Raw genomic sequence first — 26,010 nt, 5'->3', positions numbered from 1 at the left:
GCGCCGGCCACGGGCGTGCGTGTGGAGGCGGTCCAGGACCGCGGCGATCGTGGCGGCGTCGGTGGTGACGGTGAGGCAGCCCATCCCGTCGTCGGTGAGGCGGCCGAAGACCCCGCGCCGGGACCGGGCGTGCGCGTGCCGCTCCTGGCTGCCGCGGGCATCGACCGACGCGACCGTCCGCCGCAGCCGCGCGGTGAACGTCCGCTGCGGCACGGGTCGACCGTCGCGGGACGGGGCGAGCACGGCCTCGGCCACGGTGGTCACGTCCGGATCCGGCAGTTGGGCGGTCTCGGACGCGACCTGCAGCGCACGGTGCAGCGAGGTCGCCCCGGCGCGCAGCGCGCCCAGGACGACCCGGTGCCGACGCGGCGCGGTCGCCAGGGTGAGGCGGCGGGCGACCTCGCCGGTGCCGACCCCGGTCGCGAGGGCGATCTCCTCGGTCACGACCCGCTCGGCCGACACGTGCAGCGACCCAGCCGGAAGGGCGAGGGTCTCGACCTGCTGGGTCTCGATCGTGTGCAGCACCCCGTAGGCGGTGAGCAGCCGCGCCTCGAGCCGCGCCTTCTCCACCTCGAGCGCCTCGACGGTGCGCAGCGCCCGCTCACCCAACGCCGTCAGGCTGCTCTGGACGTCAGCCATCGCGGCTGCCCGCACCCGCTCGTCGGCGACACCGAGCAGCCCGGCTCTGGTGGACGCGACATAAGGCACGGGACCCTCCCCTCGACGACGATCTGCTACCTCTAGTAGAACAGGTGTTCGACTCCTTTTCAAGAGGGCAGGCGAATCTGTGGATAGCCAATTCGACTGCACCCCAGGGGATCTCACCCGTTCTAGCAACGCCGTAACGATCCCTCCCCGATTGCGCCTGCGTCGGCGCGTCCACGATGAGGACAGCGGCTCCCACCTGGCGGACACGCATACGTACACTCGCCGGTAGGTCATGAGCGCCAGCGACAAGCCCCGGCTCGCTGGCCGGCAACCCTCCAACCGCGGTGGGGTGCCCCGGGTGAAGACCTGGCCCGTCGACGCCACCGGCGCTCGGGCAAGCGCGGAGAGCCTCTCTCCCGCACCGACCCGTCGGTGCGCCGGGCCCGGTCACGCGGGGCCCTGGTCATCGACACGACCCAGGAAGAGCAGGAACGACCGATGACCGAGCCCAATTGGTCCTTCGAGACCAAGCAGATCCACGCCGGCCAGTCCCCCGACAGCGCCACGGGCGCCCGGGCGCTGCCGATCTACCAGACGACGAGCTACGTCTTCAACGACACCGACCACGCCGCGAACCTCTTCGGGCTCAAGGAGTTCGGCAACATCTACACCCGCCTGATGAACCCGACGACCGACGTCGTCGAGCAGCGCATCGCGGCGCTCGAGGGTGGGGTGGGCGCCCTTCTCGTCGCCTCGGGCCAGGCCGCCGAGACGCTCGCCGTGCTCAACATCGCCGAGGCTGGAGACCACGTCGTCGTCTCCCCCAGCCTCTACGGCGGCACCTTCAACCTCTTCAAGCACACGCTGCCGAAGTTCGGCATCGAGGTCGGCTTCGTCGAGGACCCGACGTCGATCGACTCGTGGCGTGCGGCGATCCGGCCCAACACCAAGCTCCTCTTCGGCGAGACCATCGCCAACCCCAAGAGCGAGATCCTCGACATCGAGGCGGTCGCGGCCCTCGCGCACGAGCACGGTGTCCCGCTCGTCGTCGACAACACCGTCGCGACGCCCTACCTCATCCGCCCGATCGAGTGGGGCGCCGACATCGTCGTGCACTCGGCGACCAAGTACCTCGGCGGCCACGGGACCTCGATCGCCGGCGTCATCGTCGACTCGGGCAACTTCGACTTCGGCGCGGACCCCGAGAAGTTCCCCAACTACAACACGCCCGAGGAGAGCTACCACGGGCTCGTGTTCGCCCGCGACCTCGGCGTGGGCAGCCCCCTCGGCGCCAACCTCGCGTTCATCCTCAAGGCACGGGTGCAGCTGCTTCGAGACCTCGGCCCGGCCGCTTCGCCCTTCAACGCCTTCCTCATCGCGCAGGGCATCGAGACGCTGTCGCTGCGCATCGAGCGTCACATCGAGAACGCGCACCGGGTCGCTGCCTACCTCCAGGGCCACGACCAGGTGGAGAAGGTCGTGTGGGCGTCCTTGCCCGACAGCCCGTTCCACGCCCTCGCGGAGAAGTACACGCCGCGCGGCGCCGGGGCCGTGCTGTCGTTCGAGATCGAGGGCGGGCTCGAGGCCGGCAAGAAGTTCGTCGAGGCGCTGACCCTCCACAGCCACGTCGCCAACATCGGCGACGTGCGCTCGCTCGTCATCCACCCCGCCTCGACGACGCACTCGCAGGGTCCCGACGAGGACCGCCTCGCCGCGGGCGTGACGCCCGGCCTCGTGCGCCTCTCGGTGGGCATCGAGCACATCGACGACATCGTCGCCGACCTCGAGCAGGGCTTCACCGCCGCCAAGGCCTGACACCGCCCGAACCGGGCTGAAGCGGATCGGCACGGCTGGCACGATGGCAGCCATGCCGATCCGCTACCCCGCCCCGCTGCGCCCCGGCGACCGGATCGGCGTGACCTCGCCGAGCTCCGGCGTCTCCGACGCCCTCTGGGGGCGGTTCGCGTATGCCGTCCAGTGCCTCCGTGACCGCGGCTTCGAGATCGTCGTGGGCGAGCTCAACCACGCGCCCACCCACGTGAGCGGGCCGCGCGAGGCGCGCGCCGACGAGCTCATGTCGATGCTGCTCGACCCGAGCATCCGCGCGGTCGTCCCGCCGTGGGGCGGCGAGACGGGCATCGACCTGCTCGACCTGCTCGACCTCGACGCGGTCTCGGCGGCCGAGCCGACGTGGTGCGTCGGCTTCTCCGACACGTCGACGTGGCTGACCCCGCTCACCCTGACCACGGGCAGAACCTCATGGACACCCCGTTCGCCGTGCCGGACGGCATACTCCACTGGGTCGACGTCGCCTCCGCCGCCGCAGGTGCGGAGCTGCGCCAGCACTCCCCCGGGCGGCACCGCACCGGCGGCTGGGACGACTACGCCGGCAACCCGACGGTCTCCGAGATGACCCTCGAGGGGCGCGGCACGTGGACGCGCATCGACCCGGGTCACGAGGACGAGCCGGCCAGCTTCTCGGGCCGCCTCGTCGCCGGCTGCGTCGAGACGGTGAGCTTCCTGGCCGGCGGGCGCTTCGCCGACATGGGCGCCTTCGCGCGGGACCACGCGCCCGAGGGCGTCGTCGTGCTCCTCGACATCTCCGAGTGGAGCTCCTACGACATCTGCCGGGCCCTGCACGCCATGCGCCTGCGCGGCTGGTTCGACGCCGCCACGGGCGTCCTCGTCTCACGCACCCATGCGCCCGAGCCGCACGGCTTCACCCAGCACGCGGCCGTCGTCGATGCGCTCGGGATGCTGGGCGTGCCGATCCTCGCCGACGTCGAGTGCGGGCACGTGCAGCCGTTCCTCGCTCTCGTCCAGGGCGCCACGACCAGCGTGGTCCACGACGGGGACCGGCACGAGGTCACGCAGCGCCTCTCCTGAGACCGCCGACGGCTCGGCTCAGCCGACGACCTCGTCGACGAAGCACCAGCGCCACGCCTCGCCCGGCTCGATGGAGCGCATGACGGGATGCTGCGTCTCGTGGAAGTGCGCCGTGGCGTGCTTCATCTCCGAGGAGTCGCAGCAGCCGACGTGCCCGCACCGGAGGCACAGACGCAGGTGCACCCACGTCGTGCCGTCGCGCAGGCACTCCTCGCACCCCTCGGGCGTGCGCGGCTCGACGCACGAGTCGGTCTCCTGCAGGTGCTCGCACGGGGCCTCGATGGTGTCCACGGGCAACATCTCACTCTCTGCCAGGCGGCTCTCCTGGTCGTCGATGCGGTCGAGCATGGTCTCTTCCAGGTCGAGGCTGCTGAGGACGACGCGGAGCACGACCTGGTCGGCCCGCCCCTCGTCGCGCAGGCGCAGGACCTCGTCGCGCTCGGCCTGCAGCATCTGCAACCGGGCCCGGCAGTAGCGGGCGCTCGGCGTCTCGTCGTCGTTGCCGCTGCGCGGCCCGAGCCGCTCCCACATCTGGTTGAGCCGGTCCTCGGAGCGCGACTGCAGCATCTCGCGCGTCGCCTCGTCGACGTCGTCCATGCGGTCGAGCGCGTCGAGGCCCGAGCGCGTCGCGGCCTGGAGCACCGTCGCCGCCTGGAGCGCGTCCTCGCGGGGGTCCGGCCCCCGCACGTCGAGCCAGCGGGCCAGTGCCGGCAGCGTCGTGCCCTGGATGAGCAGGGTGCCGATGGTGACGACGACGGCGATGAGGACCAGCACGTCGCGGTGCGGGGTCTCCGGCGGCAGGAGCAGGGCCGCGGCGAGGGTCACCACGCCACGCATGCCGGCCCACGACAGCACGACGGTGTGGGACCACGGCGCGTGTGCCTCGATGCGGAACACGCGCGTCCTGAGGAATCGGAACGGCACGATCCAGAGCGGCCGGAGGAGCAGGACGGCGACGAGCGTGCCGACGGCGGCGAGCGTGATCTGCCCGGCCGACAGCGGGGAGCTGCGGACCTCGGCGAGGACGTAGAAGACCTGCAGGCCGATGAGGAGGAAGACGGCGTTCTCGAGGAGGAACTGGATCGAGCTCCAGTTGATCCGCTCGCTGAGGCGCGAGGCGCCCGTCTGGGTCCGCGGCGACTTGTGGCCGAGCACGAGGCCTGCCGTGACGACGGCGATGACGCCGGAGGCGTGCAGCTCCTCGGCAGGGACGTAGGCCGCGAAGGGCACCATGAACGACAGCACCGTGTCGAAGGCCGGCTCGGTCGAGAAGTGCCGGCGCAGCACCGAGACGACGATCGCGACGACGACGCCGATCGCGATGCCGCCCACCGACGCCCAGGCGAAGTCGAGCACGACACCGCCGAAGGTCACGCCGTTGGAGGCCAACCCCGTCGCGAGCCCGGCCGCGGCGAGCGCCGTGCGCAGCGACACGAGCGCCGTGGCGTCGTTGACGAGCGACTCGCCCTCGAGGATCGACACCAGGCGCCGCGGCAGCCCGATACGGCGGCCGACCGCCGTCGCCGCGACCGCGTCCGGCGGCGCGACGACCGCACCGATCGCGAAGGCGACCGCGAAGTCGAGGCCGAGCGCCCACTGCAGGAAGAGCGCCACCCCGAGTGCGGTGAAGAGCACGAGCCCGACCGACAGGCTGAGGATGACTGCCCGGTTGTTCCGGAAGTCGACGAGCGAGGTCTGGATCGCGGCGGCGTACAGCAGGGGCGGGAGGATGCCGAGCAGCACGACGTCAGGGCTCAGGGCCACCTCGGGCACGAACGGGAGGTAGGACCCGAGGATGCCGATGACGATGAGGACGATCGGCGCCGGCAGGTCGAACCGGTCGGCGAGCCACGACCCCCCGAGCACGGTGGCTGCGATCGCGAGCAGCCCGATGGCGATCTCCACGACGACATCCTGCCCCACACGGGTCGTGGGTGCGTCGGCCGTCCGCGCGTCAGGCGAAGAAGGTGCGCACCGCCGCGATGACGCGGTCCTGGTCGGCCTCGGTCAGCTCGGTCGCGCAGGGCAGCGAGAGGCCGCGGGCGAAGAGCCCGTCGCCGACCGCCCCACCGAGCAGCGGCGCCGACAGGAAGGGCGGCTGCGCGTGCAGCGGCCGCCACAGTGCCCGGGCCCCGACGCCGGCCCCGTTGAGGTGGGCGAGGAACTCGTCACGACCGCGCCCGTCGGCCTCTGGTACGAGGACCGAGTAGAGCCAGTACGTCGCGTCGAGTCCCTCGACCCGCGGCGGCAGGACGAGCGGGAGGTCGGCGAACGCCGCGTCGTAGCGGGCCGCGATGCGGTGCTTGGCGGAGACGAACTCGTCGAGCCGCTCGAGCTGGGCGAGCCCGAGCCCGGCAGCGATGTTGGTGAGCCGGTAGTTGTAGCCGACCTCGTCGTGGAGGTAGCCGACGTCAGGCACCTTCGCCTGGGTCGTGAGGTGACGGGCGCGTGCGGCGAGGTCGTCGTCGTCGGTGACGATCATGCCGCCACCGCCGGTCGTCGCGATCTTGTTGCCGTTGAAGGAGAAGCAGCCGATGCGGCCGACGGTGCCGGTGTGCCGCCCGGCGTAGGGACCGGACGTCCACGTCGCCCCGAGCGACTCCGCGGCGTCCTCGAGCACGGGTATGCCGTGTCGCTCGCAGGCGTCCATGAGCGGTCCCATGTCGGCGGGCTGCCCGAGCACGTGCACGACCTCGACGACCTTCGGCTGGGCCTCCCCCGCGGCGGCGCGGCGGTCGAGCTCGGCGGCGAGCAGGGCCGGGTCGATGTTCCACGTCGTCGTCTCGGCGTCGACGAGCACCGGGCGGGCGCCGCAGTAGGCGATCGGGTTGACCGAGCCGACGAAGGTGAAGTCGGAGCAGACGACGTCGTCGTCGCGCCCGACCCCGAGCAGGAGCAGGCCGATGTGAATCGCGGCCGTGCCGGTCGCGCAGGCGATGGCGTGCTTCGACCCGACCCGCGCGGCGAAGCGCCGCTCGAACTCCGAGACGAAGGGACCGACGGACGAGACGAAGCCGGACTCCACGGCCTCGAGGACGTAGCGCCGCTCGAGCTCGCCGATGTTGGGCACCGCGAGCGGGATCGTCCCTTCGGGCCCGCGGGCTCCAGGGGCGTGGGCCTCGGTCACCGGTGGTACCGCCCGGCGGTCTCGGGGTCGACGCGCGGCCGCAGCCACTCCGCCGTGGCCGACAGGCCCTCCTCGAGCGACACGGTGGGCGCCCAGCCGAGCACCTCGTTGGCGAGCGACGGGTCGGACAGCAGGATCTGCACCTCGGACCCCTCGGGGCGGATGCGGTCGCTCTCGGTGACGATCTCGGCGTCGCTGCCGGTGACCTTGCGGCACAGCTCGACGACGTCGCCGACCGAGACGGTGCGCCCGGTGCCGAGCTGGATCGTCGTGCCGGGCGCGACGTCGGCCAGGGCGGCGCGGACGAAGCCGTCGGCCGTGTCGGCCACGAAGGTGAAGTCGCGCTTGGGCGTGAGGTCGCCGAGCTTGAGCTGGCTCGCGCCCGCGAGCAGCTGGGACAGGACGGTCGGGATGACGGCGCGCGTGGACTGTCGGGGACCGAACGTGTTGAACGGGCGCAGCGTCGTCACCGGCGTCTCGAAGGACAGGGCGTAGGACTCACACATCTTGTCGGCCGAGATCTTCGTCGCCGAGTAGGGCGACTGGCCGCGCAGCGGGTGCGCCTCGGTGATCGGCACCGACTCCGGCGTGCCGTAGACCTCGGACGTCGACGTGTTGACCATCCGCGGTGTCCCGTGACGGCGGACGGCCTCGAGGACGTTGAGCGTGCCGATGACGTTGGTCTCGACGTAGGAGCGGGGAGCCACGTAGGAGAACGGGATCGCGATGAGGGCCGCCAGGTGGAGCACGACGTCAACGCCCTCGGTCGTGGCCATGACGTGCTCGGGGTCGCGGATGTCGCCGAGGACGACCTCGGCCTGCCCGTCGCGCACCGCGGCCTTGAAGACGTCGGACTCGTCGAGCCAGCCCGTCGACCCGTTGGAGTTGTAGAGGCAGAAGGCCCGCACGTGCGCCCCGTCGGCGACGAGCCGCTCGACGACGTGCGACCCGATGAAACCGTCGGAGCCCGTGACGAGGACGGTCTTGCCGGCGACGGACCCCTCGACGGGCCTCGCGGTCAGCTCGATGTCGGGGACGTCAGCGTTGGTGCTCAGGCCGGAAAGTGTTGTCACAGCTGCCTTTTCGTCGTTCATGTGTTCTCGTATGCCGTCAGCCACGTCGTGCGCGTCGGTGCCGGTCACGGGGATGCTCATGTCTCACCCTTCGCGCGGGCGAGGTCCTTGGGGGTGCCGACGTCGATCCAGTCGCTCTGGATCGGCCACGCCGTCACCGGCTCGTCGCGCTCGAGACACGTCTCGACGAGGCCCGGCATCGTGCTGGCCCGCCCGGTGGGCAGCCAGGCGAGCGCGCGGGGCTCGACGGCATACACGGCGGCGTTGATGTCGAAGCTCAGCGTCGGCTTCTCCGAGACGCCGGTGACGCGGCCGTCGGTGCTCTCGACGACACCGAAGGGCACCTCGTGCTGGTAGGTGCGGGTCGCGACGGTGACAGCGGCGCCGGTGCGCCGGTGCGCGTCGAGGAGGTCGCCCGCGTCGAACTCGACCATGAGGTCACCGTTCATGACGAGGACGGCGTGCTCGAGGTCGGGTCGCTCGTCGCGCAGGAGCGTCAGCGAGCCGGCGGTGCCGAGCGGGCGGTCGGGGTCCTCGCGCAGGTAGCGCACGGTGCACCCGAGACGCGAGCCGTCGCCGAGGTGCTCCTCGATCTGCTCGGCGAGGTAGTTGACGCTGACGTAGATCTCGCGGATGCCGTCACCGACGAGGCCCAGGACGATCCACTCGAGGATCGAGCGTCCCGCCACGGTCATGAGCGGCTTCGGGGTGTCCTTGGTCAGGTCACCGAGGCGGGTGCCGCGGCCACCGGCCATGACGACGGCGACGTTGGGCAGCGGCGCCGACCCGACGACGTCGGAGAGCGTGTGCAGGCCCACGAGGGTGCGGTCGTCGGCGAGCTCGGGCACCGCCGAGATCCGCAGCGCCTGCATGAGGTCGAGCACGAGCGCCCGAGGCGACCCGGCGGCGACGAAGTGCGGGGTGCGGGTCGCGTGGTCGAGGGCGACGTCGTCGAGGCTCGTGCCCTTGAGAAAGGCACGGCGCAGGTCGCCGTCGGTGAGCAGCCCGGCGAGGCGGTTGTCGTCGTCGACGAGCAGGCACACGAGGTTGCCGCTGCGGTCGACGACCTCGAGGGCGTCCCGGATCGTCGCGGTGGTCGGCGCGCAGGCCGCGCGCAGGTCTCGCGCCGTCACTCCTCTTCCTCCTCGTTCGTGTCGCCGTCCCACTGCCGGCCGGGAGTCGGCGCCGGCGCGAGGTCCACGAAGTGCTTGGACCGCGGGGCGTGCGCCGCTGTCCGAACGATATCGAGGATGGCGGCGCTGGCCGTACCCGTGCCGTAGGGGTTGGCGACGTGGGCCGAGTGCTCCCGCCACCGGGGGCTGAGGGCCGTGCCCAGCGCGGCCTCGACCGCGTCGCGCCCCTCTGCAGCGTGCACGACGTTGTCGCCCCGGAGGCGACCCCGCTGGCGCTCGCCGATGTCGACGGCGGGCACGTGCAGCGTCGCCGCCTCGATGACGCCCGAGCTCGAGTTGCCGACGACGACGTCGCTGGCGGCGAGGACGCGTGGGTAGTCCCGGCCCAGGGCGGCGACGAGTCGCAGCCGCGGCTCGCGCTCGGCGAGGGCGGTCAGCTCCGTGAGGATCTCGTCGCGTCCCTCGTCCATGCCCGGGTGGGTGGCGACGACCGTGCCGCACGTGGCCAGGACCGCCTCGGCCGCCTCTCGGGCCCACTCCCCGACCGGCGCGCCCCGCTGGGCGGTCGGCGGGTGGTAGGTGAAGAGCGCGAGCGGCCGCTCCACGGCCGTTCCGAGCAGCTCGCCGAGGTCGGCGTCGGAGATCGGCGACGCGGTCGCCAGCCGGTCGAGGCCGGGCGCCCCGGTCACGTGGACCCGGTCGGCCGGCTCGCCGAGCTGTCGCACTCGCGCCGCGGCGTCCTCGGACGCGACGCAGTGCTGGTCGGCGAGCTTGGTGACCGCGTGGCGGACCCGCTCGTCGAGCGCCCCCTCCGTCACCTCTCCCCCGTGCAGGTGCACGACCGGCACGCCGAGCAGGACGGCCGCGGGCACGACGTAGAGCAGCTCCCACCGGTCGCCGAGCACCACGAGGACGTCGACGTGCTCGTCGCGCAACGCCCGGCCGGCGGCGCGGGCGAGCACCGCGCCCTGCTCGAGCTGGGCGTCGACGGTCACCTCGGTCATCGGCTCGGCGAGCGGCACGACCGCCGCGCGCCACGCGTCCGCCGTGGCGCTCGCGGGCAGGGCGGCGACGAGGTCGTCAGCGGCATACATGACCCCCGTCAGGACGCGCAGGGTCACGTCGTCGGCCGACTGCAGCGCCTCGAGGACGGGCGACAGCGGTCCGAGGTCGGCGCGGGTGCCGACGAAGACGGCTACCGTGGGCAGAGGGGTCATCGTGCGCGTCAGTCGGCGAGATCGGCGTCGGTCACGGGGGCCCCGGCCTCGACGGGACGGGCCAGGACGCGTCCGCGGATGTCGACGGCGGGGCTGACGCCGCCCTCGGGGCGCAGCAGCTGGAGGTCAGTGCCCGCGAGCTCGGTGCCGGCCGGCATCGCGCGCGCGGCGTGCCAGGAGCGACGCACGAGAACGGCGTTCTCCTCCTCAGACGGCATGCGCACCTTGACGCCGTCGCCGAGCGCGCGGGCGAGCAGCTTGGTCGTCGCGACGTACTCGGTGAGGGCCTCGGGCTCGAGGCTGGCGAGGTGGTCGGGTCCGGGCAGCGTGCGGTCGCTCGTGAAGTGCTTCTCGAGGATCGGCGCGCCGAGCGCCACGGCGCCGAGGGCCGTCGTGAGCCCGGGCGTGTGGTCGGACCACCCCACGGGTATGCCGTGCAGCTCGGTCAGGCGTGGGATGACCCGCAGGTTGCACTCCTCCACCGGCGCCGGGTAGGCCGACACGCAGTGGAAGAGGACGAGACCCGGCGCGTCGGCACAGGCCTCGACGGCCGCCTCGACCTCGTCCTGGGTGCCCATGCCGGTCGAGACGAGCAGGACCACGCCGAGCTGCGACATCTCGCGCAGGTAAGGCAGGTTCGTCAGCTCGCCCGAGCTCACCTTGAGCGCGGGCAGGCCGAGCTCGACGAGCATCTCGGCGCTGTCGAGGTCGAAGGGGGTCGACAGGAAGGTCGTGCCGGCCTCGGTCGCGTGGTCGCGCAGCTCGACCCAGGCCTCCTTGGGCAGGGTGAGCGCCTCGAGCAGGCTGCGCTGGTCGGTGCTGCCACCCCGGTCGCGCTGGTAGGGCGTCGTCGCCGCCGCCGACGAGACGAGCTTGTCGGGCGAGAACGTCTGGAACTTCACGGCGTCGGCGCCAGAGGCCACCGCGATGTCGACGAGGCGGTGCGCCAGGTCGATGTCGCCGTTGTGGTTCACGCCCGCCTCGGCGATGACGTAGACGTCGCCGGGAGTGGGGACGTCGACGTCGCCGATCGCGACCGGCGTGACGGCGTTCAGGTGGTCGCTCATGCAGTGCCTCCAGGCGGGCGGGTGTCGGGGGTGCTGCGGGGGTCGCGCGTCTCGGCGGGGACTCCGACGACGGTCTCCCCGTCGGCGACGCGCGCGGTGACCACGGCGCCCGCGCCGACGGTGACGCCGGCTCCGACGGTGACGCCCGGCAGGACGCGCGCGCCGCTGCCGACGAGAGAGCCGTCGCCGACGGACGCCGCCCCGAGGAGCACGGCGCCGGGCGCGATGTGGGCACCGTCGCCGACCGTGCAGTCGTGCTCGACGACGGCGCCGGTGTTGACGACGACGGCGACACCCAGACTGCTCGCGGCTCCGACGTGCGCGTGCTCGAGCACGACGCAGCCGGCACCGAGGACGCTGCGGGGTGAGACGGTGGCCGTCGCGGCGACGACCGGGGGGACGGGCAGTCCGCGGGCCACGAGCTCTCGGACGAGGCGGGCGCGAGCGGGGTTGGCGCCGATGGCGACCACGGCCTGCAGCCCCTGCGCCTCGATCAGCTCGAAGGCCGCGCGGTCGTCCGAGAGCACGTCGACGTGCCAGCGCTCGCCGCCCGGGGCCGCGCCCGAGACCGTGCCCGAGACCGTGCCCGAGACCGTGCCCGAGACCGCGACGACGGTGTGCCCGGCTCGCTCGAGGACGTCCACGACCGAGCGCGCGTGGCCGCCCGCGCCGAGGACGACCCAGCCGGCGCCGCCCGCCGTCACGTCAGGCCGTCCCGATGACCCAGCGACGCCGCGGCCTCGCCGAGCGCACCGCCGACCTTGCGGATGTTGTCGGGCTCCAGCACGGCGGGCACGCGTGGCGGGTCGAGCACCAGTCCCTCCCACGAGTTGCGCACGTAGCCGTGGACGAACCACTCGTCGATCGAGGCCTGGTCGGCACGCAGCGACTCCCAGCCGCGGTCGGCGACGAACTGCGTCAGGTCGTCGGGCGAGTCGAGCCGGGCCACGTTGCCCAGACCGCTCCAGGGCATCTCGGCCCCGGTGACGACCGGCAGCCCGAGCAGCCCCGCCTCGAGACCGACCGTGCCGGTCGCGGTGACGGTGAAGACCGCCTGCTTCATCAGCTCACGGGAGTCGGCGAACGGGTCGATCGTCGCGATGTTGGGGTGCGCGTCGAACTGCGGCCAGTAGTCGGGGTCACGCCGCCACATGAAGTGCGCGTGCTCCTTGACGGCGACGCCGATGTCGAGCGGCGCGAGCGCGTCGGCGAGGACGCGTGCGGTGTAGGCCTGGTCGCGCCACTCCTGGCCCATGACGTCGGCGCTCGACTCCGGCTGCACCTGCAGCGGCAGGAAGACGAACTTCTCCGGCACCGGGTCCCAGCGTCGGTCCTGGTACTCGCGCAGGTTGAGGCGGGCCTTGACGGGGTTGAGCCACGGCAGCCGCGCGTAGTCGGAGGGCCGTGGCAGCTGGAGGTTCGCGCCCCGGTCGACGGCGAACTCCTTGATGCGGTCGCTCGCGAGGCGCCAGATCTCCTGGCCGGTCTCGACCTGCAGGTTGCGGGCGAAGCCCATCGGGCGCCCGTGCTCGGCCCGCCACGTGTCGATGAACGCCTGGCCCGCTGCCACCGCCGACGGGTCCTCGACCTGCCGCTCCCACAGGGTGATCCCCTTGGGCGCGCCGATGAGGCCGAAACGGTCGGACGGGAGGCGGATGCCGCGTGGCCAGGTCGCGAGGCCGCCGTGGTGGGTCACGAGGCCCGCCGTGAGCAGCTCGGAGGTCACGGTGAACTCGACGAGGGCGAGCACGGGACCGCGACCCTCGATGGCCGCCTCGAGCTCCTCGGCGGCGAGGTTGAGGAAGTTCATCGCGGTGTCGACGCGGTTGCGGCGCAGCGCCCGCTCCGACACGAGCAGGTCGAGCGGGTCGAGGCCGACGCCGGCACAGGCCCGCTTGAGAGCCGCGTGGGGCGCGAGGCCACTGACGACGTTGGCCTTGCGCGCTGCGGCATACGGCAGCCGGACGGTCGTGGCACGCGGCGCGTGCTTGCGCACCCACGCGAGGTTGGCGTCCGTCCGCACGACGAGCACGACGTCCTTCGTCTCGAAGCCGGCGTGCACGAGGGCCGGCACGAGGAGGTCGTCGTAGCCCAACCCCATGTGGACGAGCGGTGTCACCACGAAAGCGTCTCTCCTGCGTGTCGGTGCGTGCCGGATCGAGGCGAGCCGGGCGAGCGCCCCATCCTATCCGCGCAGCGTGCGCAGGATCCGCGGCGCGACGGCCACGGCCGCCGCCCCGACGAGGACGGTGAGGGCGACCCGCACCCACGCGGCCGGTCCGTCCAGCGGCAGCACGGCACCGACGAGCGCGAGGGCGACGCCGGCGAGCGCCACCGCGGCCACCCGGGGAGGCCACCGCAGCGGCGAGTGGGTCCGGGCGAACCACGTCGTCAGCGCCATGAGCACGACGTAGCCGGCGGCCTTCGCGATGGCCACGCCGACGATCCCGCCCGTCGAGCCGGCCTGTGGGGCGAGCGACAGGGCGACGAGGACGAGCACGGCGAGTGCCACGAGGGCAGCCCACGCGAGCCGGCCGGTGCGCTCCGCGTCGAGCACGGCCAGCGAGGAGCCCTGGTAGAGCATGTACGACACCGAGACGGTGCAGATGACGCCGAGCGCGCCGACCATCGCGACGTGGTCGAAGCCGGGGTCGGCCATGACGGCGACGAGCCAGGGCCCGAGCAGCGCCACCCCGGCCGCTCCCGCGGCGACGACCGTCGTCAGCGCGGTGCCGGTCCGGGCGGTCCAGGCCCAGCGGCGCTCCAGAGGGTGGGAGAGCACGAGGGGACCCCACGCGTTGAAGAGGGCGACCGCGAGGACGAAGGGCATGTTCCCGAGCTGGAGGGCCACCTGGTAGCTGCCGGCGCCGGCCTCCCCGACGAGGACGCGGGCGAGCAGGACGTCCCCCGAGAGCAGCCCGAGCATCGCCGCCGCCTGCGGCAGGAGCGGCGTCGCCAGGCGGATGCCGGCCCGCACGCGCTCGCGCTCGACGGTGGGCGGCAGCGGACGGCCGAGCACGAGGGCGACGACGGCGGCGAGCACGACGACGACGGCGTATGCCGTCAGGTACGTCTCCGCGGTCGGCTCGGTGCGCGAGGCGAGCAGTCCCGCGAGTTGCGCGCCGACGGTCGCGAGCACGGCGAGCGCGAGGAACCCCCACGGCTGCAGCCGGGCCCGCATCAGGGTCTGGCCGGCCACGACGGTCGTCAGCGCGACCGCGGCGACCACGAGCGGCACCCACTGTCCGAGGTCGGCGTGCCCGGTGGCGGACAGGACGAGCGCGAGCAGCAGACCGACGACACCGAGACCGAGGGCGAGCAGCACCATCGTCCCGGCCAGCGCCCTCGCGACCCGCGGACCTTCGGCGCCGCGGTGGTGCTCGCGGAGCACGACCTGGGGCAGGCCCGCCGCGGCGATGGTGCCCACCATCTGCACGACCACGAGACCCGTTGCCACCCGGCCGAACTCGACGGCCCCGAGCACCCGGGTGGCGAAGGGCAGCACGAGGAGCACGCCGAGGCCCTGCAGGGCCGTGCCCACGAGGTAGACCACCGAGTGCGCCCCGAGCGACGCGCCGGGACGGCCGGCGGTGGGCGCGGGGCTTCCGGGCGGGCTCGTCACAGACCCGAAGGTACCGGTGCGCGGCACGCCGACCGGTCAGCCACCCGCCGTCGTGCGCGGCAGGCGACCGCGTCCTCTAGCCTGCAGGTGTGCCCAGCCCGTCCTCCTCGTCGATGCGCGTGGTCGTGCGCGGCTCCGGCTCGATCGGGCAGCGCCACGCGCGCGTCTTCCGGCAGGTCGGCGCCGAGGTCTCCCTGTGGCCGGTCCGCGACCGCGGCGCCGCCCCCGATGCCGCCCCCGATGCCGTCGACGAGGCCACGGGCGCGCGGCTCCTCGACGACTCCACCGGGCCGGGCTCGCTGCGCGACACGCTCGTCGTCGTCGCCACCGACACCTCCCGACACGTGGCGGATGCGATCGCCGCCCTCGACGCCGGCGCGTTCGCCGTCCTCGTCGAGAAGCCCGTCGCGGCGACGGTCGACGACGCCCACGCGCTGCGCGGCCACCCACGGTCCGTCGACGTGTGGGTCGCCGCCCCGCTGCGCGCCCACGAGGCGTTCCGCCACCTGCGCCGGCTCGTGGGGCGCATCGACGGCAGCGCGTCGGCCCACGTGAGGTCCCAGTCCTGGCTGCCCGGCTGGCGGCCCGACCGCGACTACCGCACCTCCTACTCCGCGCGTCCCGACGAGGGCGGCGTGCTGCGCGACATGGTCCACGAGATCGACTACGCCACCGTGCTCTTCGGTCGCCCCGAGCTCATCGGCTCTCGCCTCGAGACCAGCGGGCCGCTCGACATCGAGGCCGAGCAGGCCGCCACCCTGCTGTGGGAGACGGGGCACCCCTTCACGGTCACGGCGCGGCTCGACTACGTCACCCGACCGACGTCACGCGGGGTGGTCGTCCACTCCCACGACGGCATCCTCGAGTGGGACGTCACGCGAGCGATGGTGCGGCACACGACGGCCGACGGCGAAGTCAGCGAACAGGTCTTCGACCACGACCTCGACCGCGACATCGTCATGGGCACCCAGGCCCGCGCGGCCCTCGACCTCCGGCCGTCGGCACCGGCCGACCAGCGCCTCGCACGCGGAGCCCCCGCCACCCTCGCCGAGGGCATCGACGCCCTGCGCGTGTGCGACGAGGCGCGTGCGACGGGGCTGCACGTGGCCGACCCGGCCGCAGACCCCGAGGACGCCTCGTGACCGACCGCCACCCGCCCCGCGTCCTCGCCGTCATCCCCGCGCGGGGAGGCTCGAAGGGACTGCCGGGCAAGAACATCCGCCCCATGTGGGGACTGCCCCTCATCGCGCACAGTGTCCGCGCCGCTGCCCTGACGCCCGAGGTGACGCGCTGCGTCGTCACGACCGACTCGGCCGAGATCGCCGACGTCGTGCGGGCGCACGGCGGTGACGCCCCCTTCCTGCGCCCGGCCGAGCTCGCGGCCGACGACACCCCGATGGCCCCGGTGGTCCGGCACGCCCTCGAGTGGGTCGAAGGCGACGAGGGCACCGCCTACGACGCCGTGCTGCTCCTCGACCCGACGAGCCCGGCCCGCGTGCCCGCCCAGCTCGCCGAGGCCGTGGCCCGCCTCGCGACGAACCCGGCCCTCGACGGTGTCGTCAGCGTCTCCGAGCCCACCTTCAACCCCGTCTGGGTCGGCGTGCGACCCGATGAGGGGCGCGCCGGGGCCCTGACGCGCTACTTCGAGGCCGGCACCGGGGTGACCCGACGCCAGGAGGTGGGTCGCTTCCTGCGGATCAACGGCAACTTCTACCTCTGGCGCGCCGACTTCGTGCGTCGGCTCGAGTCGTCGTGGTTCGACGAGGGCACCCACGAGGGCCTCGAGATCCCCGAGGCGCAGGCCTTCTCGATCGACGACGAGTACGAGTTCCGGCTCATCGAGTCCCTCATCGGCTCGGGGCTCATCACGTTGCCCTGGCTCGACGTCACCGACCTCGCCGCCGGCACGGGTGCCACCCCGACGAAGGAGAGCCCATGACGAGCGCACCGACCCCGTCCCTCGCGGGTCGCACCGCGGTCGTGACCGGAGGCGCCGGTCCGCTCGGCAGCGTGCTGGCCGACGCCCTGGCCACGGCAGGCGCCCGGGTCGTCGTCGTCGACCTCGACGAGGCGGCCTGCGCCGCGACCTCGAGCGCGCTCCCCGGCTCCGGACACGTGCCGGTCGGGGCCGATCTGCTTGCCCCACCAGGGATCTCGAGCGTCGTCGATGCCGTGCGCGACCTCGGAGCCTGCGACGTCCTCGTCAACAACGCGGCCTTCACCGGCACGTCCGGGGTGCCGGGGTATGCCGTCCCCTTCGACGAGCAGACCGACGACGCCTTCGCGATGGCGCTGGCGCTCAACCTCACCGCGCCCTTTTCGCTCACCCGGCAGCTCGCCCCGCTCCTGCGCGCCTCCGGGCACGGGAGCGTCGTCAACGTCTCGAGCATCTACGGCCTCGTCGGGCCCAACATGGGGCTCTACGAGGGCACCCGGATGGGCAACCCGGCGGCCTACGCCGCGAGCAAGGGCGGCATCGCCCAGCTGACGCGCTACCTCTCGACGGTGCTCGCGCCCGACGTGCGGGTCAACGCGTTCGCGCCCGGTGGCATCGCCCGTGGGCAGGACGACGCGTTCGTCGAGCGCTACGAGCGCCTGACGCCACTGGGGCGGATGGGGACCGAGGACGACTTCCGCGGGGTCGTCACGTGGCTGGCGTCGGACGCGTCCGCGTACGTCACCGGCCAGGTCGTCGCCGTCGACGGCGGCTGGACGGCCTGGTGACGAGCGGCCGACCCGATTCGATGTGTTCTGCGGTCACGGGTGACGGCAGAACACATCGAACGAGGACGAGGGCCCTCAGGCCTTGAGTTCGGGGGCGACCGTCTGCTCGAAGAGCTCGATGCCCGAGCGGTCGTAGGCGGCCTCCGCGAAGTACGTGATGGCATACGTCATCCCGCGTGCCTCCATGTCCTTGAGCATGGTGACGATCTTGTCTGGCGTGCCGACCGCGGGCTGCTTGCGGAGGTCCTCGACTGACGCGGCAGCCTTGTCGTCGGCCACGCCACCCTTGCGGAGCAGCTCACCGTAGAACTGGAGGCGGTCCTCGACGTCGGCGTCGGTCTCGCCGATGACGACGTTGTAGTTGGCCGAGCGCACGATCTCGCCGAAGTCGCGGCCACGGTCGTCGCAGTGGCCCTTGAGGATCGCGCTCTTGTGGTCGAAGCCCTCGGGGCTGCCGTCGAAGTTCGTGTAGTCGGCGTACTCGGCCGCGATCTTCAGCGTCACCTTCTCGCCGCCCCCGGCGATCCACATCGGGATGCCGTTGAGGGCGCTGCCCGGGTGGCTCGTGCCCTGCAGCGGCCGCGGGGCGCAGAGGGCGCCGTCGACCTGGTAGTACGTCCCGTCGAGCGTGGCCGAGCCCTTCGTCCACATGTCGCGGAAGACCTGGACGCCCTCACGGAGGGCACCGAGACGGTCGCCGGCCTTGGGGAAGCCGTAGCCGTAGGCGCGCCACTCGTGCTCGTACCAGCCGGCGCCGATGCCCATCTCGGTGCGGCCGCCGGAGATGACGTCGACGGTCGCGGCCACCTTGGCGAGGTAGGCGGGGTTGCGGTAGGCCATGCACGTGCACATCTGGCCGAGCCGCACCCGGCTCGTCGCGGCGCCGAAGCCCGCCATGAGCGACCACGCCTCGTGCGTCGCCTCGCCCGACGGCTGCGGCGTGGTGTGGAAGTGGTCGTAGACCCAGATGGACTCGTAGACGTCTCCGTCGTCGGCGTGCTTGGCGAGGTTGACCATGGCTTCCCAGTGCTGGGCCGGCTCGATGCCGACGAGGTCCATACGCCAGCCCTGGGGAACGAACATTCCGAATCGCATCCCGCCATCCAACCACGGCCCGCTCGACGCCCTCAGGGTGCGATCCGGGGGCGATCAGCACGCGACCCGCACGGCTCAGCGTGTGAGGATGGCGGCATGAGTCCGCACCACAACGACCCGGACGTCATCCGGGATCTGCTCCACACCCCGGCCGCGTGGGCCGTCGTCGGTCTCGGTGACAACCCCGACCGCACGGCATACCGCGTGTCGCTGTGGCTCCAGCGCGAGCTCGGCATCCGCCTCGTGCCGGTCCACCCGAGCGCCGCGACGGTGCACGGGGCGACGGGCTACAAGACCCTGGCCGACATCCCGGACGGCATGGTCGTCAAGGTCGTCGACTGCTTCGTCAACAGCTCCCGGGTGGGCGCCGTCGTCGACGAGGCGATCGCCGAGCGCGACCGCCTCGGCATCGAGGCGCTGTGGCTGCAGCTCGGGGTCATCGACGAGGACGCGGCCGCCCGCGCCGAGGCGGCCGGGCTCGCGGTCGTCATGGACACGTGCCCCAAGATCGAGTACCCCCGCATCCAGCCCGGTGACGGCGCCTCGGCCGTGACCGACTGACCCGACCGTGGCTGCGGTCGCCCTCCACGTCCGGCGCTGGGGCAGCCCCGGCGAGCCCGCGCCCGTCCTGCTCGTCCATGCCACGGGCGACACCTCGGCGGACTGGGGCGAGGTCGCGACCGGCCTCGCGCACGACCGGCTCGTCGTGGCCGTCGACCTGCGCGGGCACGGCGCGAGCCCGTGGCCCGGCAGCTACGCCCCGACGGCGAGCTCGCCTTCGACTGGGAGGCGGTGCTCCAGGTGCGCGCGCAGATCGACCGCCCGGACCCCCGATGGCCGCAGGTGGTCGCGGCGGTCACCGCCCCGACGCTCGTCGTGTGGGGCGGACCGAGCAGCCCGATGCCGCCCGAGCACGTCACCGAGATGGCCGAGACCGTCGCCGACGGTCGCCTCGTGCGCATCGACGCGGGACACCTCGTGCACGCCCGCCGGCCGGAGGCGTTCGCGGCTGCCGTGCGCGGCTTCCTCGCACTGCCGGACTGACCGAGGCCGTATGCCGGCCGCCACGGTCCCACGGTCGCCCGCGGCGGGTGTGGGGCGGGGTGGGCTCAGTCGGTCAGGCCCCGAGCGACCTGCTCGCGCAGGGACGCTCCCTTGGCATGCGCCTGGTCGCGCAGGTCGGCCTGGAAGGTGACCATCCGCTCACGCACGTCGGCGGCGAGCTCGTCGCTCCCGGTGCCGACGATGCGGGCAGCGAGCAGGCCCGCGTTGCGGGCGCCCCCGATCGACACGGTCGCGACGGGCACCCCGGCGGGCATCTGGACGATCGAGAGCAGCGAGTCCATGCCGTCGAGGTACTTCAGCGGCACCGGGACCCCGACGACGGGGAGCGGCGTCACCGACGCGAGCATGCCCGGCAGGTGCGCGGCTCCCCCGGCGCCGGCGATGACGACCCGCAGGCCTCGTCCGGCGGCGTTCTGGCCGTAGGCGATCATCTCGTCGGGCATCCGGTGGGCCGAGACGACATCGGCCTCGTAGGGGATGCCGAACTCCTCGAGCGCGCGGGCGGCCTCACGCATGACGGGCCAGTCGCTGTCGCTGCCCATGACGATGCCGACGACGGGGGCGGAAGCGGGCGCGACCGCGCTGCTCCGGGGGCTGTCGGTCATTCGGTGATCACTCCTCGGAGGTAGCCGGCTGCGTGCCCGGCCCGCTCGCGCGCGTCGTCGAGGTCGGCGCCGCTGACGTTGACGTGCCCGATCTTGCGGCCGGGACGCACGCCCTTGCCGTAGACGTGCACCTTGGCGCCGGGGTCGCGCGCCATGATGTGGCGGTACGCCGGGTAGAGGTGCTCGTAGTCGCCGCCGAGGACGTTGGCCATGACGGTCCACGGGGCCCGGGGACGAGGGTCGCCGAGCGGCAGGTCGAGCACGGCACGCAGGTGCTGCTCGAACTGCCCGGTGACGGCGCCGTCCATGGACCAGTGACCGCTGTTGTGCGGCCGCATCGCGAGCTCGTTGACGACGTAGGCGGCCGCGCCGCCCGTCCCGGGGCGCACCTCGAACATCTCCACGGCGAGGACACCCGTCACGCCGAGCTCCCCGGCGATCCGCAGGGCGGCCTCGGTGGCCACCGATGCGAGGTCGGCGTCGAGGGACGGTGCGGGGGCGAGCACTTCGGTGCAGATGCCGTCGGTCTGGACCGTCTCGACCACCGGCCACGCCGCCGCCTGGCCTGACGGGCTGCGGGCGATGAGGACGGCGAGCTCACGGACGAAGTCGACCTTCTCCTCGAGGAGCAGGCCGCCCTCGAGCGGGCCGGGCTCCCCGATCCGGGAGATCCACTCGGTGAGGTCGTCGGCGGAGGAGGCGACGGCCACGCCCTTGCCGTCATAGCCACCCCGGGGTGTCTTGGCGATGACCGGCCAGCCGACCTCGTCGCCGAACGCGGTGACCTCCTCGGCGGTGGACGCGCGGGCCCAGCGGGGGCAGGCGATCCCGAGGGCGGTGAGGCGCTCGCGCATCGCGAGCTTGTCCTGCGCGAAGTTGAGGGCGGCGCGGGTGGGGTGGATGGCGACGCCGTCGGCCTCGAGCGCCTCGAGGACGGCGGGCGGCACGTGCTCGTGGTCGAAGGTGACGACGTCGCAGTGCTGGGCGAAGGCGCGGACTGTCTCGAGGTCGGTGTGCTCGCCGACGGGTGAGCTCGGCACGACGAGGGCGGCTGCCGCGGTGTCGCTCTCGGCGAGCACCGACAGCTGGACGCCCAGCTCGACGGCGGGGCCCTGCATCATGCGGGCGAGCTGTCCGCCACCGACGACGCCGACGACGGGGAATCCTCCGGGGGCGCGCTTCGGCTGGGTCACGACGCCCAAGCGTAGTCGCCGTCAGGCGAGTGGGTCGTGGCGGCCCGGCAGGGCGCCGGCCCGCCGGTCCGCATCGGTCGACGCGGTGGCCTCGTCGCCCTCGTCGGCGAGCACCGCCTCGACGTGGCTGGGGTCGGCGAGGTCGGGGTGGTGGGTGCGCACCGCCGCGAACGTCCACAGCTTGTTGAGCACGAACGAGATGGGCGTGACGACGGCGATGACGATGAGCTGCGCCCAGTAGAGGCGGGTTCGGAAGCCCGTCGAGTCGTCGAACACCGTGGGCGAGAGATGGATCGGTGAGTCGAGGTGCATGAGCAGGGTCAGCAGCACGAGGCCGATGACCTGACCGAGCAGCCCCACGGCGAGGAACGGCCAGTACTCGTGCCACCACCGGGCGTGCTTGCTCGTGCGGAAGGTCCATGTCCGGTTGAGCTGGAAGTTCCAGAGGTTCGCGACGAGGAACGCGATGGTCGAGTAGACGTGGTACCAGCGGACGTTGAACTCGGTGCCCGGCACGCCGACGATCGGCTGGTTGAAGCCCGGCCCGAGCTTCTTGACGACGACCAGGGTGATGAGGTTGACGAGCACGCCCGACACGCCAACGACCGCGAACCGGAGCAGCAGCAGCCAGTTGTGCCGGTGGCGCACGAACAGGAACTCATGCAGGCGCCTCACCGGGGCACCCTACCCCGCGTTGCCGGGAGTCCCGGGCCGGTTCGGGAACCCTCGAGGGCCGACGTCAGTCGGTCTCGGCCTCGGACAGGAAGAGCGCGAAGCGGGCCGGCTGCGCCTGGACGAGGTCGAGTCGCCCGCCGTTGGACTCGGCGAGGTCGCGGGCGAGGGCGAGGCCCAGACCGGTGCTGCCACCGGCGCCGCTGCTGACGGAGCGCTCGAAGATGTGGGGGGCCATCGCCGCCGGCACGCCGTCACCCTGGTCGCTGACCTCGACGATGACCGACGGGCCGGAGCGGCGCGCGTGCACGTCGACGGTGCCCCGGCCGTGCACGAGGGAGTTCTCGAGGAGCGTCGAGAGCACCTGGGAGAGCGCAACCGGCGTCGACCGGACGAAGAGGCCGCGCTCGCCGCGCACCCGCACCGAGCGGCGAGCCTGCTCGAAGGCGGGCTGCCACTCGCGCTGCAGGGCGGCGATGACGGAGTCGAGCGACACGGCCGGTGACGGTCCGCCCGATCCGCGGGTGCGCCCGAGGAGGTCGTCGACGACCCGGGTCAGCCGCTCGACCTGCGCGATCGCGATGGTCGCCTCCTCCTTGACCACCTCGGCGTCGTCGGTCTCGGAGATCTCCTCGAGGCGCATGAGCAGGGCGGTCAGGGGCGTGCGCAGCTGGTGGGAGGCGTCCGCCGCGAAGTCGCGCTCGGCGGCGAGCGACTTCGTCATGTCGTGGGCCCGGCGGGTCATGACGCCCGACACGTGGTCGATCTCGTCGATGTCGGAGTGCACGGGCGTCAGGCGCGCCTCTCCCGCCGCGAACCGGGTGGCGAGGTGGACGAGCTCCTGGGAGGACCGCTCGACGTGCGCCCGGGTGCTCGTCGTGGCGAGGTAGGCCGCGGCCCCGCTCAGCGCACCGACCCCGAGCATGGCGGCGCCGAACCGGGCGATCCCGAGCGAGGGGTCCGAGAGGACCCAGGCCCTGAGGGCACTCGGCCGCTGCGTCACGGCCCAGACGACGACGACAGTCGAGAGCAGCACGAAGAGCCCGGCGCCCACGACGGCCCCGACGAGTGCCATCCGGTCGAGCACCCGGCGCACGGTCAGTCGACCTGGGGACGCTCGAAGCGGAAGCCGACGCCACGGACGGTGGCGATGTACTGAGGGGAGGTCGCGTCGTCGCCGAGCTTCCGGCGCAGCACCGAGATGTGCATGTCGAGGGTCTTCGTGGAGCCGAACCACGCGGTGTCCCAGATCTCGCGCATCAGCTGCTCACGGGATACGACCTTGCCCTGCTCGCGCACGAGCACCCGCAGCAGGTCGAACTCCTTGGCCGTGAGCTGCAGCTCCTCTCCCTTGAACCAGGCGCGGCGCCCGTCGGAGTCGATGCGCACGAGCTCGCCGGTGGCGACGACCTCGGTGGGGGTGCGTCGCAGCAGTGCCCGCACACGGGCGAGCAGCTCGGCGAGGCGGAACGGCTTGGTGACGTAGTCGTCGGCACCGGCGTCGAGGCCCACGACGGTGTCCACCTCGTCGGCGCGGGCCGTGAGGATGAGGACGGGGATGGCACGGCCCTCGGCGCGGATGCGACGGCACACCTCGAGCCCGTCGATCTTCGGCAGTCCGAGGTCGAGCAGCACGAGGTCGGGGTTCTCCTTGGCACCGTCGAGGGCAGCAACACCGTCCTCGCGCACGTCGACGTCGTAGCCCTCTCGCCGCAGCGCACGCGCCAACGGCTCGGAGATGGCTGGGTCGTCCTCCGCCAGGAGCACTCGGGTCATGTCACCGTCCTCAAGATCTGCCGGCCCGGGGGCGCACCGACCGTCGTGAGCCTATCGACAACGGACCGAATTGCACCCTGACGGCACGGCGACATGGCAGATCGCCGGTCAGCGGCCCGGCCAGACCGGGCGACGCTTCTCCGCGAACGCGGCCACACCCTCGCGCCGGTCGCCCGAGAAGGCCGTCGCCCGCCAGCAGCCGTCCTCGATCTCCAGGCCCGCGTCGAGGCCCACGTCGGCGCCGAGACGCATCGCCCGCTTGGCGTTGCGCAGCCCGACGGGCGAGTTCGCCGCGATCGTCCGAGCCAGCTCGAGCGCCCTATCACGCGCGGTTCCGGCCGGCACGACCTCGTCGACGGCGCCGAGCTCGAGGGCCTCCGCCGCTGGGAGCCGCGCCGCCGTGAAGATGGCCCTCGCGGCCCGCGACCACCCGACCCGGCGCACGAGCAGCTGCGTGCCGCCGCCGCCGGGGATGACGCCGACGCTGACCTCCGGCAGTCCGACGAGGGCACCCTCGCCCGCGACCACGACGTCGCACGACAGCGCCAGCTCGAAGCCACCGCCGAGGGCGAAACCGTCGACGGCGGCGATCGCGGGCACCGGCAGGTCGAGCACGCCGCCGTAGGCCGCCCGGGCGACAGGGCGTTGCTCCATGAGGTCGGCGTCGGTGAAGCTGTTGCGCTCCTTGAGGTCGGCGCCGACGCAGAACGCCTTCGGATGGCTCGAGCTCAGCACGACGCAGCGCACCGACTCGTCCGCGGCCACGCGGGCCGTCGCCGCGGCGATGGCGCGGGCCATGGCGGTCGACACGGCGTTCATGGCCTCCGGCCGGTCGAGGACGATCTCCGCGACGTGCGCCAGCTCGGGGTCCTCGAAGCGCTCGACGCGCACGAGGACGGGCTCTAATGACCCCGCGCTCGCGGTGTCGTCGGCTGCGGTCGGCGTTGACGGCATACGAAGGTCTCCTTCTGGGGTCACGTGTCGGTGGGCGACGTGGGTCGGCGGGCGGTGTCGGGGACCGGGTCCCCCGAGACGGAGCGGCGGCCGACGGACGTCGCCCGGCGCAGGAGCGAGGGCGTGACCGGCCCGACCCCGCGCAGGATGCGCCGGCGCTGCCCGGTCAGCTCGAAGCCGGAGAGGCTCGCGAGCTCGCGCGCCATCGTCGCGTCGACGAGGACGCTCCCGGCCTGGGCCACGGCGGTCAGGCGCGAGGCGCGGTTGACGGTGGTGCCGAACACGTCGCCGAGGCGGGAGATGATCGGGCCGCGCGCCATCCCGCAGCGCACGTCCGGCAGCACGTCGTCGTGGGTCATCGTCTCGACGAGGTCGAGCGCGATGGCCGCGGCGGGCGCGGCCCCCATCGTGGTGAAGAGGACCTCGTCGCCGACCGTCTTGATGAGGCGGCCACCGTGGGCCGTGATGACGTCGGCCGACAGCGCCTCGAAGCGGGAGACGAGGCGCGCGAGGTCCCGCTCGGACAGCCGACGCACGAGCGCCGTGAAGTTGACGAGGTCGGCGAAGCCCACCGAGCGCATCTTCGTCATGCCGTAGGACTCGGGGTCGGCGTCGGCGAGCATGCGCGCCACCGTGGCCGACAGGTGACGGCGCCAGGCGTAGACGAGGAGGGGCTCGAGGCGGTCGGTGAGCACCGCGAGGCGCTTGGCCGTCTCGGTCGCGGTCTCGATGCTGGGCACCGACCGCGACTCCTGGTCGTCGTCGTCGCTCTCCTCGGCCAGCGCGGCCGACATGTGGTTCTCGACGGCCTCGGCGATGAGCTGCGACTGCCAGCCCGCGAGGCGGTCGGCCGAGCGGGCGAAGGCCCGGGTCATGGCGAGCGCCGTCGGCTCGTCGAGCAGCCCGTCGCGCACGATGCCCGCGACCGCCGCGAGCGCCTTCTGGTCGGCCTCGGTGAACAGCTCGTCGTCGGTGTCGACGACGGGGAAGCCGAGCGCGTGCCAGAACTTGCGCGCGGACAGCAGGGACACCTCGGCACCGCGGCTCACCTCGCGGCGGCGCAGCTCGAGCGGACGCCCGAGCAGCCGCTCGGTGTAGTCCTCGCTGGCCCGCCCGACTGGCTCGGCGCCCGTGGTGCCCGGCTCGGTCATGG

25 protein-coding genes, 1 pseudogene and 1 riboswitch are annotated in these 26,010 nt (G+C 73.0%); of the genes and pseudogenes, 8 read left to right on the top strand and 18 right to left on the bottom strand.

Annotation, left to right across the window (positions count from 1 at the left end; genetic code table 11):
• Positions 1–708: pseudogene (locus ASG96_RS23625) on the bottom strand (HNH endonuclease); the annotation flags it as partial.
• Positions 709–936: 228 nt separating this feature from the next.
• A riboswitch (SAM riboswitch) is annotated at positions 937–1,055 on the top strand.
• Positions 1,056–1,113: 58 nt separating this feature from the next.
• Here ASG96_RS23625 and ASG96_RS15120 point away from each other — a divergent pair.
• The 3 genes from ASG96_RS15120 to ASG96_RS24680 are packed head-to-tail and all read left to right on the top strand — an operon-like array spanning position 1,114 to position 3,534.
• Entirely contained in the window at positions 1,114–2,463 is a 1,350-nt protein-coding gene (locus ASG96_RS15120; protein ID WP_255358601.1) for a bifunctional o-acetylhomoserine/o-acetylserine sulfhydrylase, read from the top strand.
• A 52-nt stretch (positions 2,464–2,515) separates the two neighbouring features.
• The gene (locus tag ASG96_RS24685; RefSeq protein ID WP_369813605.1) at positions 2,516–3,061 is read left to right on the top strand and encodes an LD-carboxypeptidase; all 546 of its coding nucleotides are present in this window, start codon (positions 2,516–2,518) and stop codon (positions 3,059–3,061) included.
• On the top strand, positions 3,058–3,534 hold the full coding sequence (locus tag ASG96_RS24680; RefSeq protein ID WP_369813614.1) for a hypothetical protein: 477 nt from the start codon (positions 3,058–3,060) through the stop codon (positions 3,532–3,534). The genes ASG96_RS24685 and ASG96_RS24680 overlap by 4 nt, the downstream gene beginning before the upstream one ends.
• 18 nt (positions 3,535–3,552) lie before the next feature.
• Here ASG96_RS24680 and ASG96_RS15110 read toward each other — a convergent pair whose 3' ends face one another.
• The 9 genes from ASG96_RS15110 to ASG96_RS15070 form a co-directional block, all read right to left on the bottom strand.
• Entirely contained in the window at positions 3,553–5,439 is a 1,887-nt protein-coding gene (locus ASG96_RS15110) for a Na+/H+ antiporter (protein ID WP_057588670.1), read from the bottom strand.
• A 49-nt stretch (positions 5,440–5,488) separates the two neighbouring features.
• Positions 5,489–6,661, bottom strand: coding sequence for a DegT/DnrJ/EryC1/StrS family aminotransferase (locus tag ASG96_RS15105; RefSeq protein WP_057588484.1), 1,173 nt, complete (start codon positions 6,659–6,661; stop codon positions 5,489–5,491).
• Positions 6,658–7,815 (bottom strand): SDR family NAD(P)-dependent oxidoreductase, encoded by a 1,158-nt coding sequence (locus ASG96_RS15100; protein WP_200962703.1) that lies wholly within the window; start codon positions 7,813–7,815, stop codon positions 6,658–6,660. Before ASG96_RS15100 ends, ASG96_RS15105 begins: the two co-directional genes overlap by 4 nt.
• The gene (locus tag ASG96_RS15095) at positions 7,812–8,867 is read right to left on the bottom strand and encodes a nucleotidyltransferase family protein (RefSeq protein ID WP_057588483.1); all 1,056 of its coding nucleotides are present in this window, start codon (positions 8,865–8,867) and stop codon (positions 7,812–7,814) included. Before ASG96_RS15095 ends, ASG96_RS15100 begins: the two co-directional genes overlap by 4 nt.
• Positions 8,864–10,084, bottom strand: coding sequence for a UDP-N-acetylglucosamine 2-epimerase (neuC, locus tag ASG96_RS15090; RefSeq protein ID WP_057588482.1), 1,221 nt, complete (start codon positions 10,082–10,084; stop codon positions 8,864–8,866). Before neuC ends, ASG96_RS15095 begins: the two co-directional genes overlap by 4 nt.
• Positions 10,085–10,092: 8 nt before the next feature.
• Positions 10,093–11,151 (bottom strand): N-acetylneuraminate synthase family protein, encoded by a 1,059-nt coding sequence (locus ASG96_RS15085; protein WP_057588481.1) that lies wholly within the window; start codon positions 11,149–11,151, stop codon positions 10,093–10,095.
• Entirely contained in the window at positions 11,148–11,855 is a 708-nt protein-coding gene (locus ASG96_RS15080; protein ID WP_057588480.1) for a NeuD/PglB/VioB family sugar acetyltransferase, read from the bottom strand. Before ASG96_RS15080 ends, ASG96_RS15085 begins: the two co-directional genes overlap by 4 nt.
• The gene (locus tag ASG96_RS15075; protein WP_235509176.1) at positions 11,852–13,270 is read right to left on the bottom strand and encodes a hypothetical protein; all 1,419 of its coding nucleotides are present in this window, start codon (positions 13,268–13,270) and stop codon (positions 11,852–11,854) included. Before ASG96_RS15075 ends, ASG96_RS15080 begins: the two co-directional genes overlap by 4 nt.
• A 66-nt stretch (positions 13,271–13,336) precedes the next feature.
• Positions 13,337–14,773, bottom strand: coding sequence for a lipopolysaccharide biosynthesis protein (locus tag ASG96_RS15070; protein WP_057588668.1), 1,437 nt, complete (start codon positions 14,771–14,773; stop codon positions 13,337–13,339).
• 89 nt (positions 14,774–14,862) lie between these two features.
• Between ASG96_RS15070 and ASG96_RS15065 the strand changes: the two genes are divergently transcribed.
• The 3 genes from ASG96_RS15065 to ASG96_RS15055 are packed head-to-tail and all read left to right on the top strand — an operon-like array spanning position 14,863 to position 17,497.
• On the top strand, positions 14,863–15,915 hold the full coding sequence (locus ASG96_RS15065; protein WP_235506888.1) for a Gfo/Idh/MocA family protein: 1,053 nt from the start codon (positions 14,863–14,865) through the stop codon (positions 15,913–15,915).
• Positions 15,912–16,712, top strand: coding sequence for a cytidylyltransferase domain-containing protein (locus tag ASG96_RS15060; protein ID WP_056761672.1), 801 nt, complete (start codon positions 15,912–15,914; stop codon positions 16,710–16,712). Before ASG96_RS15065 ends, ASG96_RS15060 begins: the two co-directional genes overlap by 4 nt.
• Entirely contained in the window at positions 16,709–17,497 is a 789-nt protein-coding gene (locus ASG96_RS15055) for an SDR family oxidoreductase (RefSeq protein ID WP_056761675.1), read from the top strand. The genes ASG96_RS15060 and ASG96_RS15055 overlap by 4 nt, the downstream gene beginning before the upstream one ends.
• Positions 17,498–17,572: 75 nt before the next feature.
• Here ASG96_RS15055 and ASG96_RS15050 read toward each other — a convergent pair whose 3' ends face one another.
• Positions 17,573–18,592 (bottom strand): LLM class F420-dependent oxidoreductase, encoded by a 1,020-nt coding sequence (locus ASG96_RS15050; protein ID WP_056761677.1) that lies wholly within the window; start codon positions 18,590–18,592, stop codon positions 17,573–17,575.
• Positions 18,593–18,688: 96 nt separating this feature from the next.
• Between ASG96_RS15050 and ASG96_RS15045 the strand changes: the two genes are divergently transcribed.
• Together ASG96_RS15045 and ASG96_RS23830 are read left to right on the top strand one after the other, a co-directional pair.
• Positions 18,689–19,153 carry a CoA-binding protein gene (locus ASG96_RS15045; protein ID WP_056761680.1) on the top strand — a complete coding sequence of 155 codons (465 nt, stop codon included), beginning with the start codon at positions 18,689–18,691 and terminating at the stop codon, positions 19,151–19,153.
• A 180-nt stretch (positions 19,154–19,333) separates the two neighbouring features.
• Positions 19,334–19,636, top strand: coding sequence for an alpha/beta fold hydrolase (locus ASG96_RS23830; RefSeq protein ID WP_057588479.1), 303 nt, complete (start codon positions 19,334–19,336; stop codon positions 19,634–19,636).
• A 65-nt stretch (positions 19,637–19,701) separates the two neighbouring features.
• Here the strand turns inward: ASG96_RS23830 and purE are convergent, their stop codons facing one another.
• From purE to ASG96_RS15005, 7 genes are all read right to left on the bottom strand, one after another.
• Positions 19,702–20,262, bottom strand: coding sequence for a 5-(carboxyamino)imidazole ribonucleotide mutase (gene purE, locus ASG96_RS15035; protein WP_056761684.1), 561 nt, complete (start codon positions 20,260–20,262; stop codon positions 19,702–19,704).
• A complete protein-coding gene (locus ASG96_RS15030) occupies positions 20,259–21,455 on the bottom strand; it encodes a 5-(carboxyamino)imidazole ribonucleotide synthase (protein ID WP_057588478.1) in 1,197 nt (398 codons plus the stop codon). The genes purE and ASG96_RS15030 overlap by 4 nt, the downstream gene beginning before the upstream one ends.
• Before the next feature lie 21 nt (positions 21,456–21,476).
• Complete coding sequence (locus tag ASG96_RS15025; RefSeq protein ID WP_057588477.1) at positions 21,477–22,130, bottom strand: GtrA family protein; 654 nt, start codon at positions 22,128–22,130, stop codon at positions 21,477–21,479.
• 64 nt (positions 22,131–22,194) lie between these two features.
• Positions 22,195–23,223 (bottom strand): sensor histidine kinase KdpD, encoded by a 1,029-nt coding sequence (locus ASG96_RS15020; protein ID WP_057588476.1) that lies wholly within the window; start codon positions 23,221–23,223, stop codon positions 22,195–22,197.
• A 2-nt stretch (positions 23,224–23,225) separates the two neighbouring features.
• Positions 23,226–23,903: a response regulator transcription factor gene (locus ASG96_RS15015; RefSeq protein WP_056761693.1), complete on the bottom strand. Its 678-nt coding sequence runs from the start codon at positions 23,901–23,903 to the stop codon at positions 23,226–23,228.
• Between the two features lie 108 nt (positions 23,904–24,011).
• Entirely contained in the window at positions 24,012–24,857 is an 846-nt protein-coding gene (locus ASG96_RS15010) for an enoyl-CoA hydratase/isomerase family protein (protein ID WP_056761695.1), read from the bottom strand.
• A gap of 20 nt (positions 24,858–24,877) precedes the next feature.
• The gene (locus ASG96_RS15005; protein ID WP_057588475.1) at positions 24,878–26,008 is read right to left on the bottom strand and encodes an adenylate/guanylate cyclase domain-containing protein; all 1,131 of its coding nucleotides are present in this window, start codon (positions 26,006–26,008) and stop codon (positions 24,878–24,880) included.
• Between the last annotated feature and the right edge of the window lie 2 nt (positions 26,009–26,010).

The sequence above is a fragment of the Terrabacter sp. Soil810 genome (assembly GCF_001429645.1).
Taxonomy (GTDB): domain Bacteria; phylum Actinomycetota; class Actinomycetes; order Actinomycetales; family Dermatophilaceae; genus Terrabacter.
This window is presented reverse-complemented; position numbering and strand designations above follow the sequence as displayed.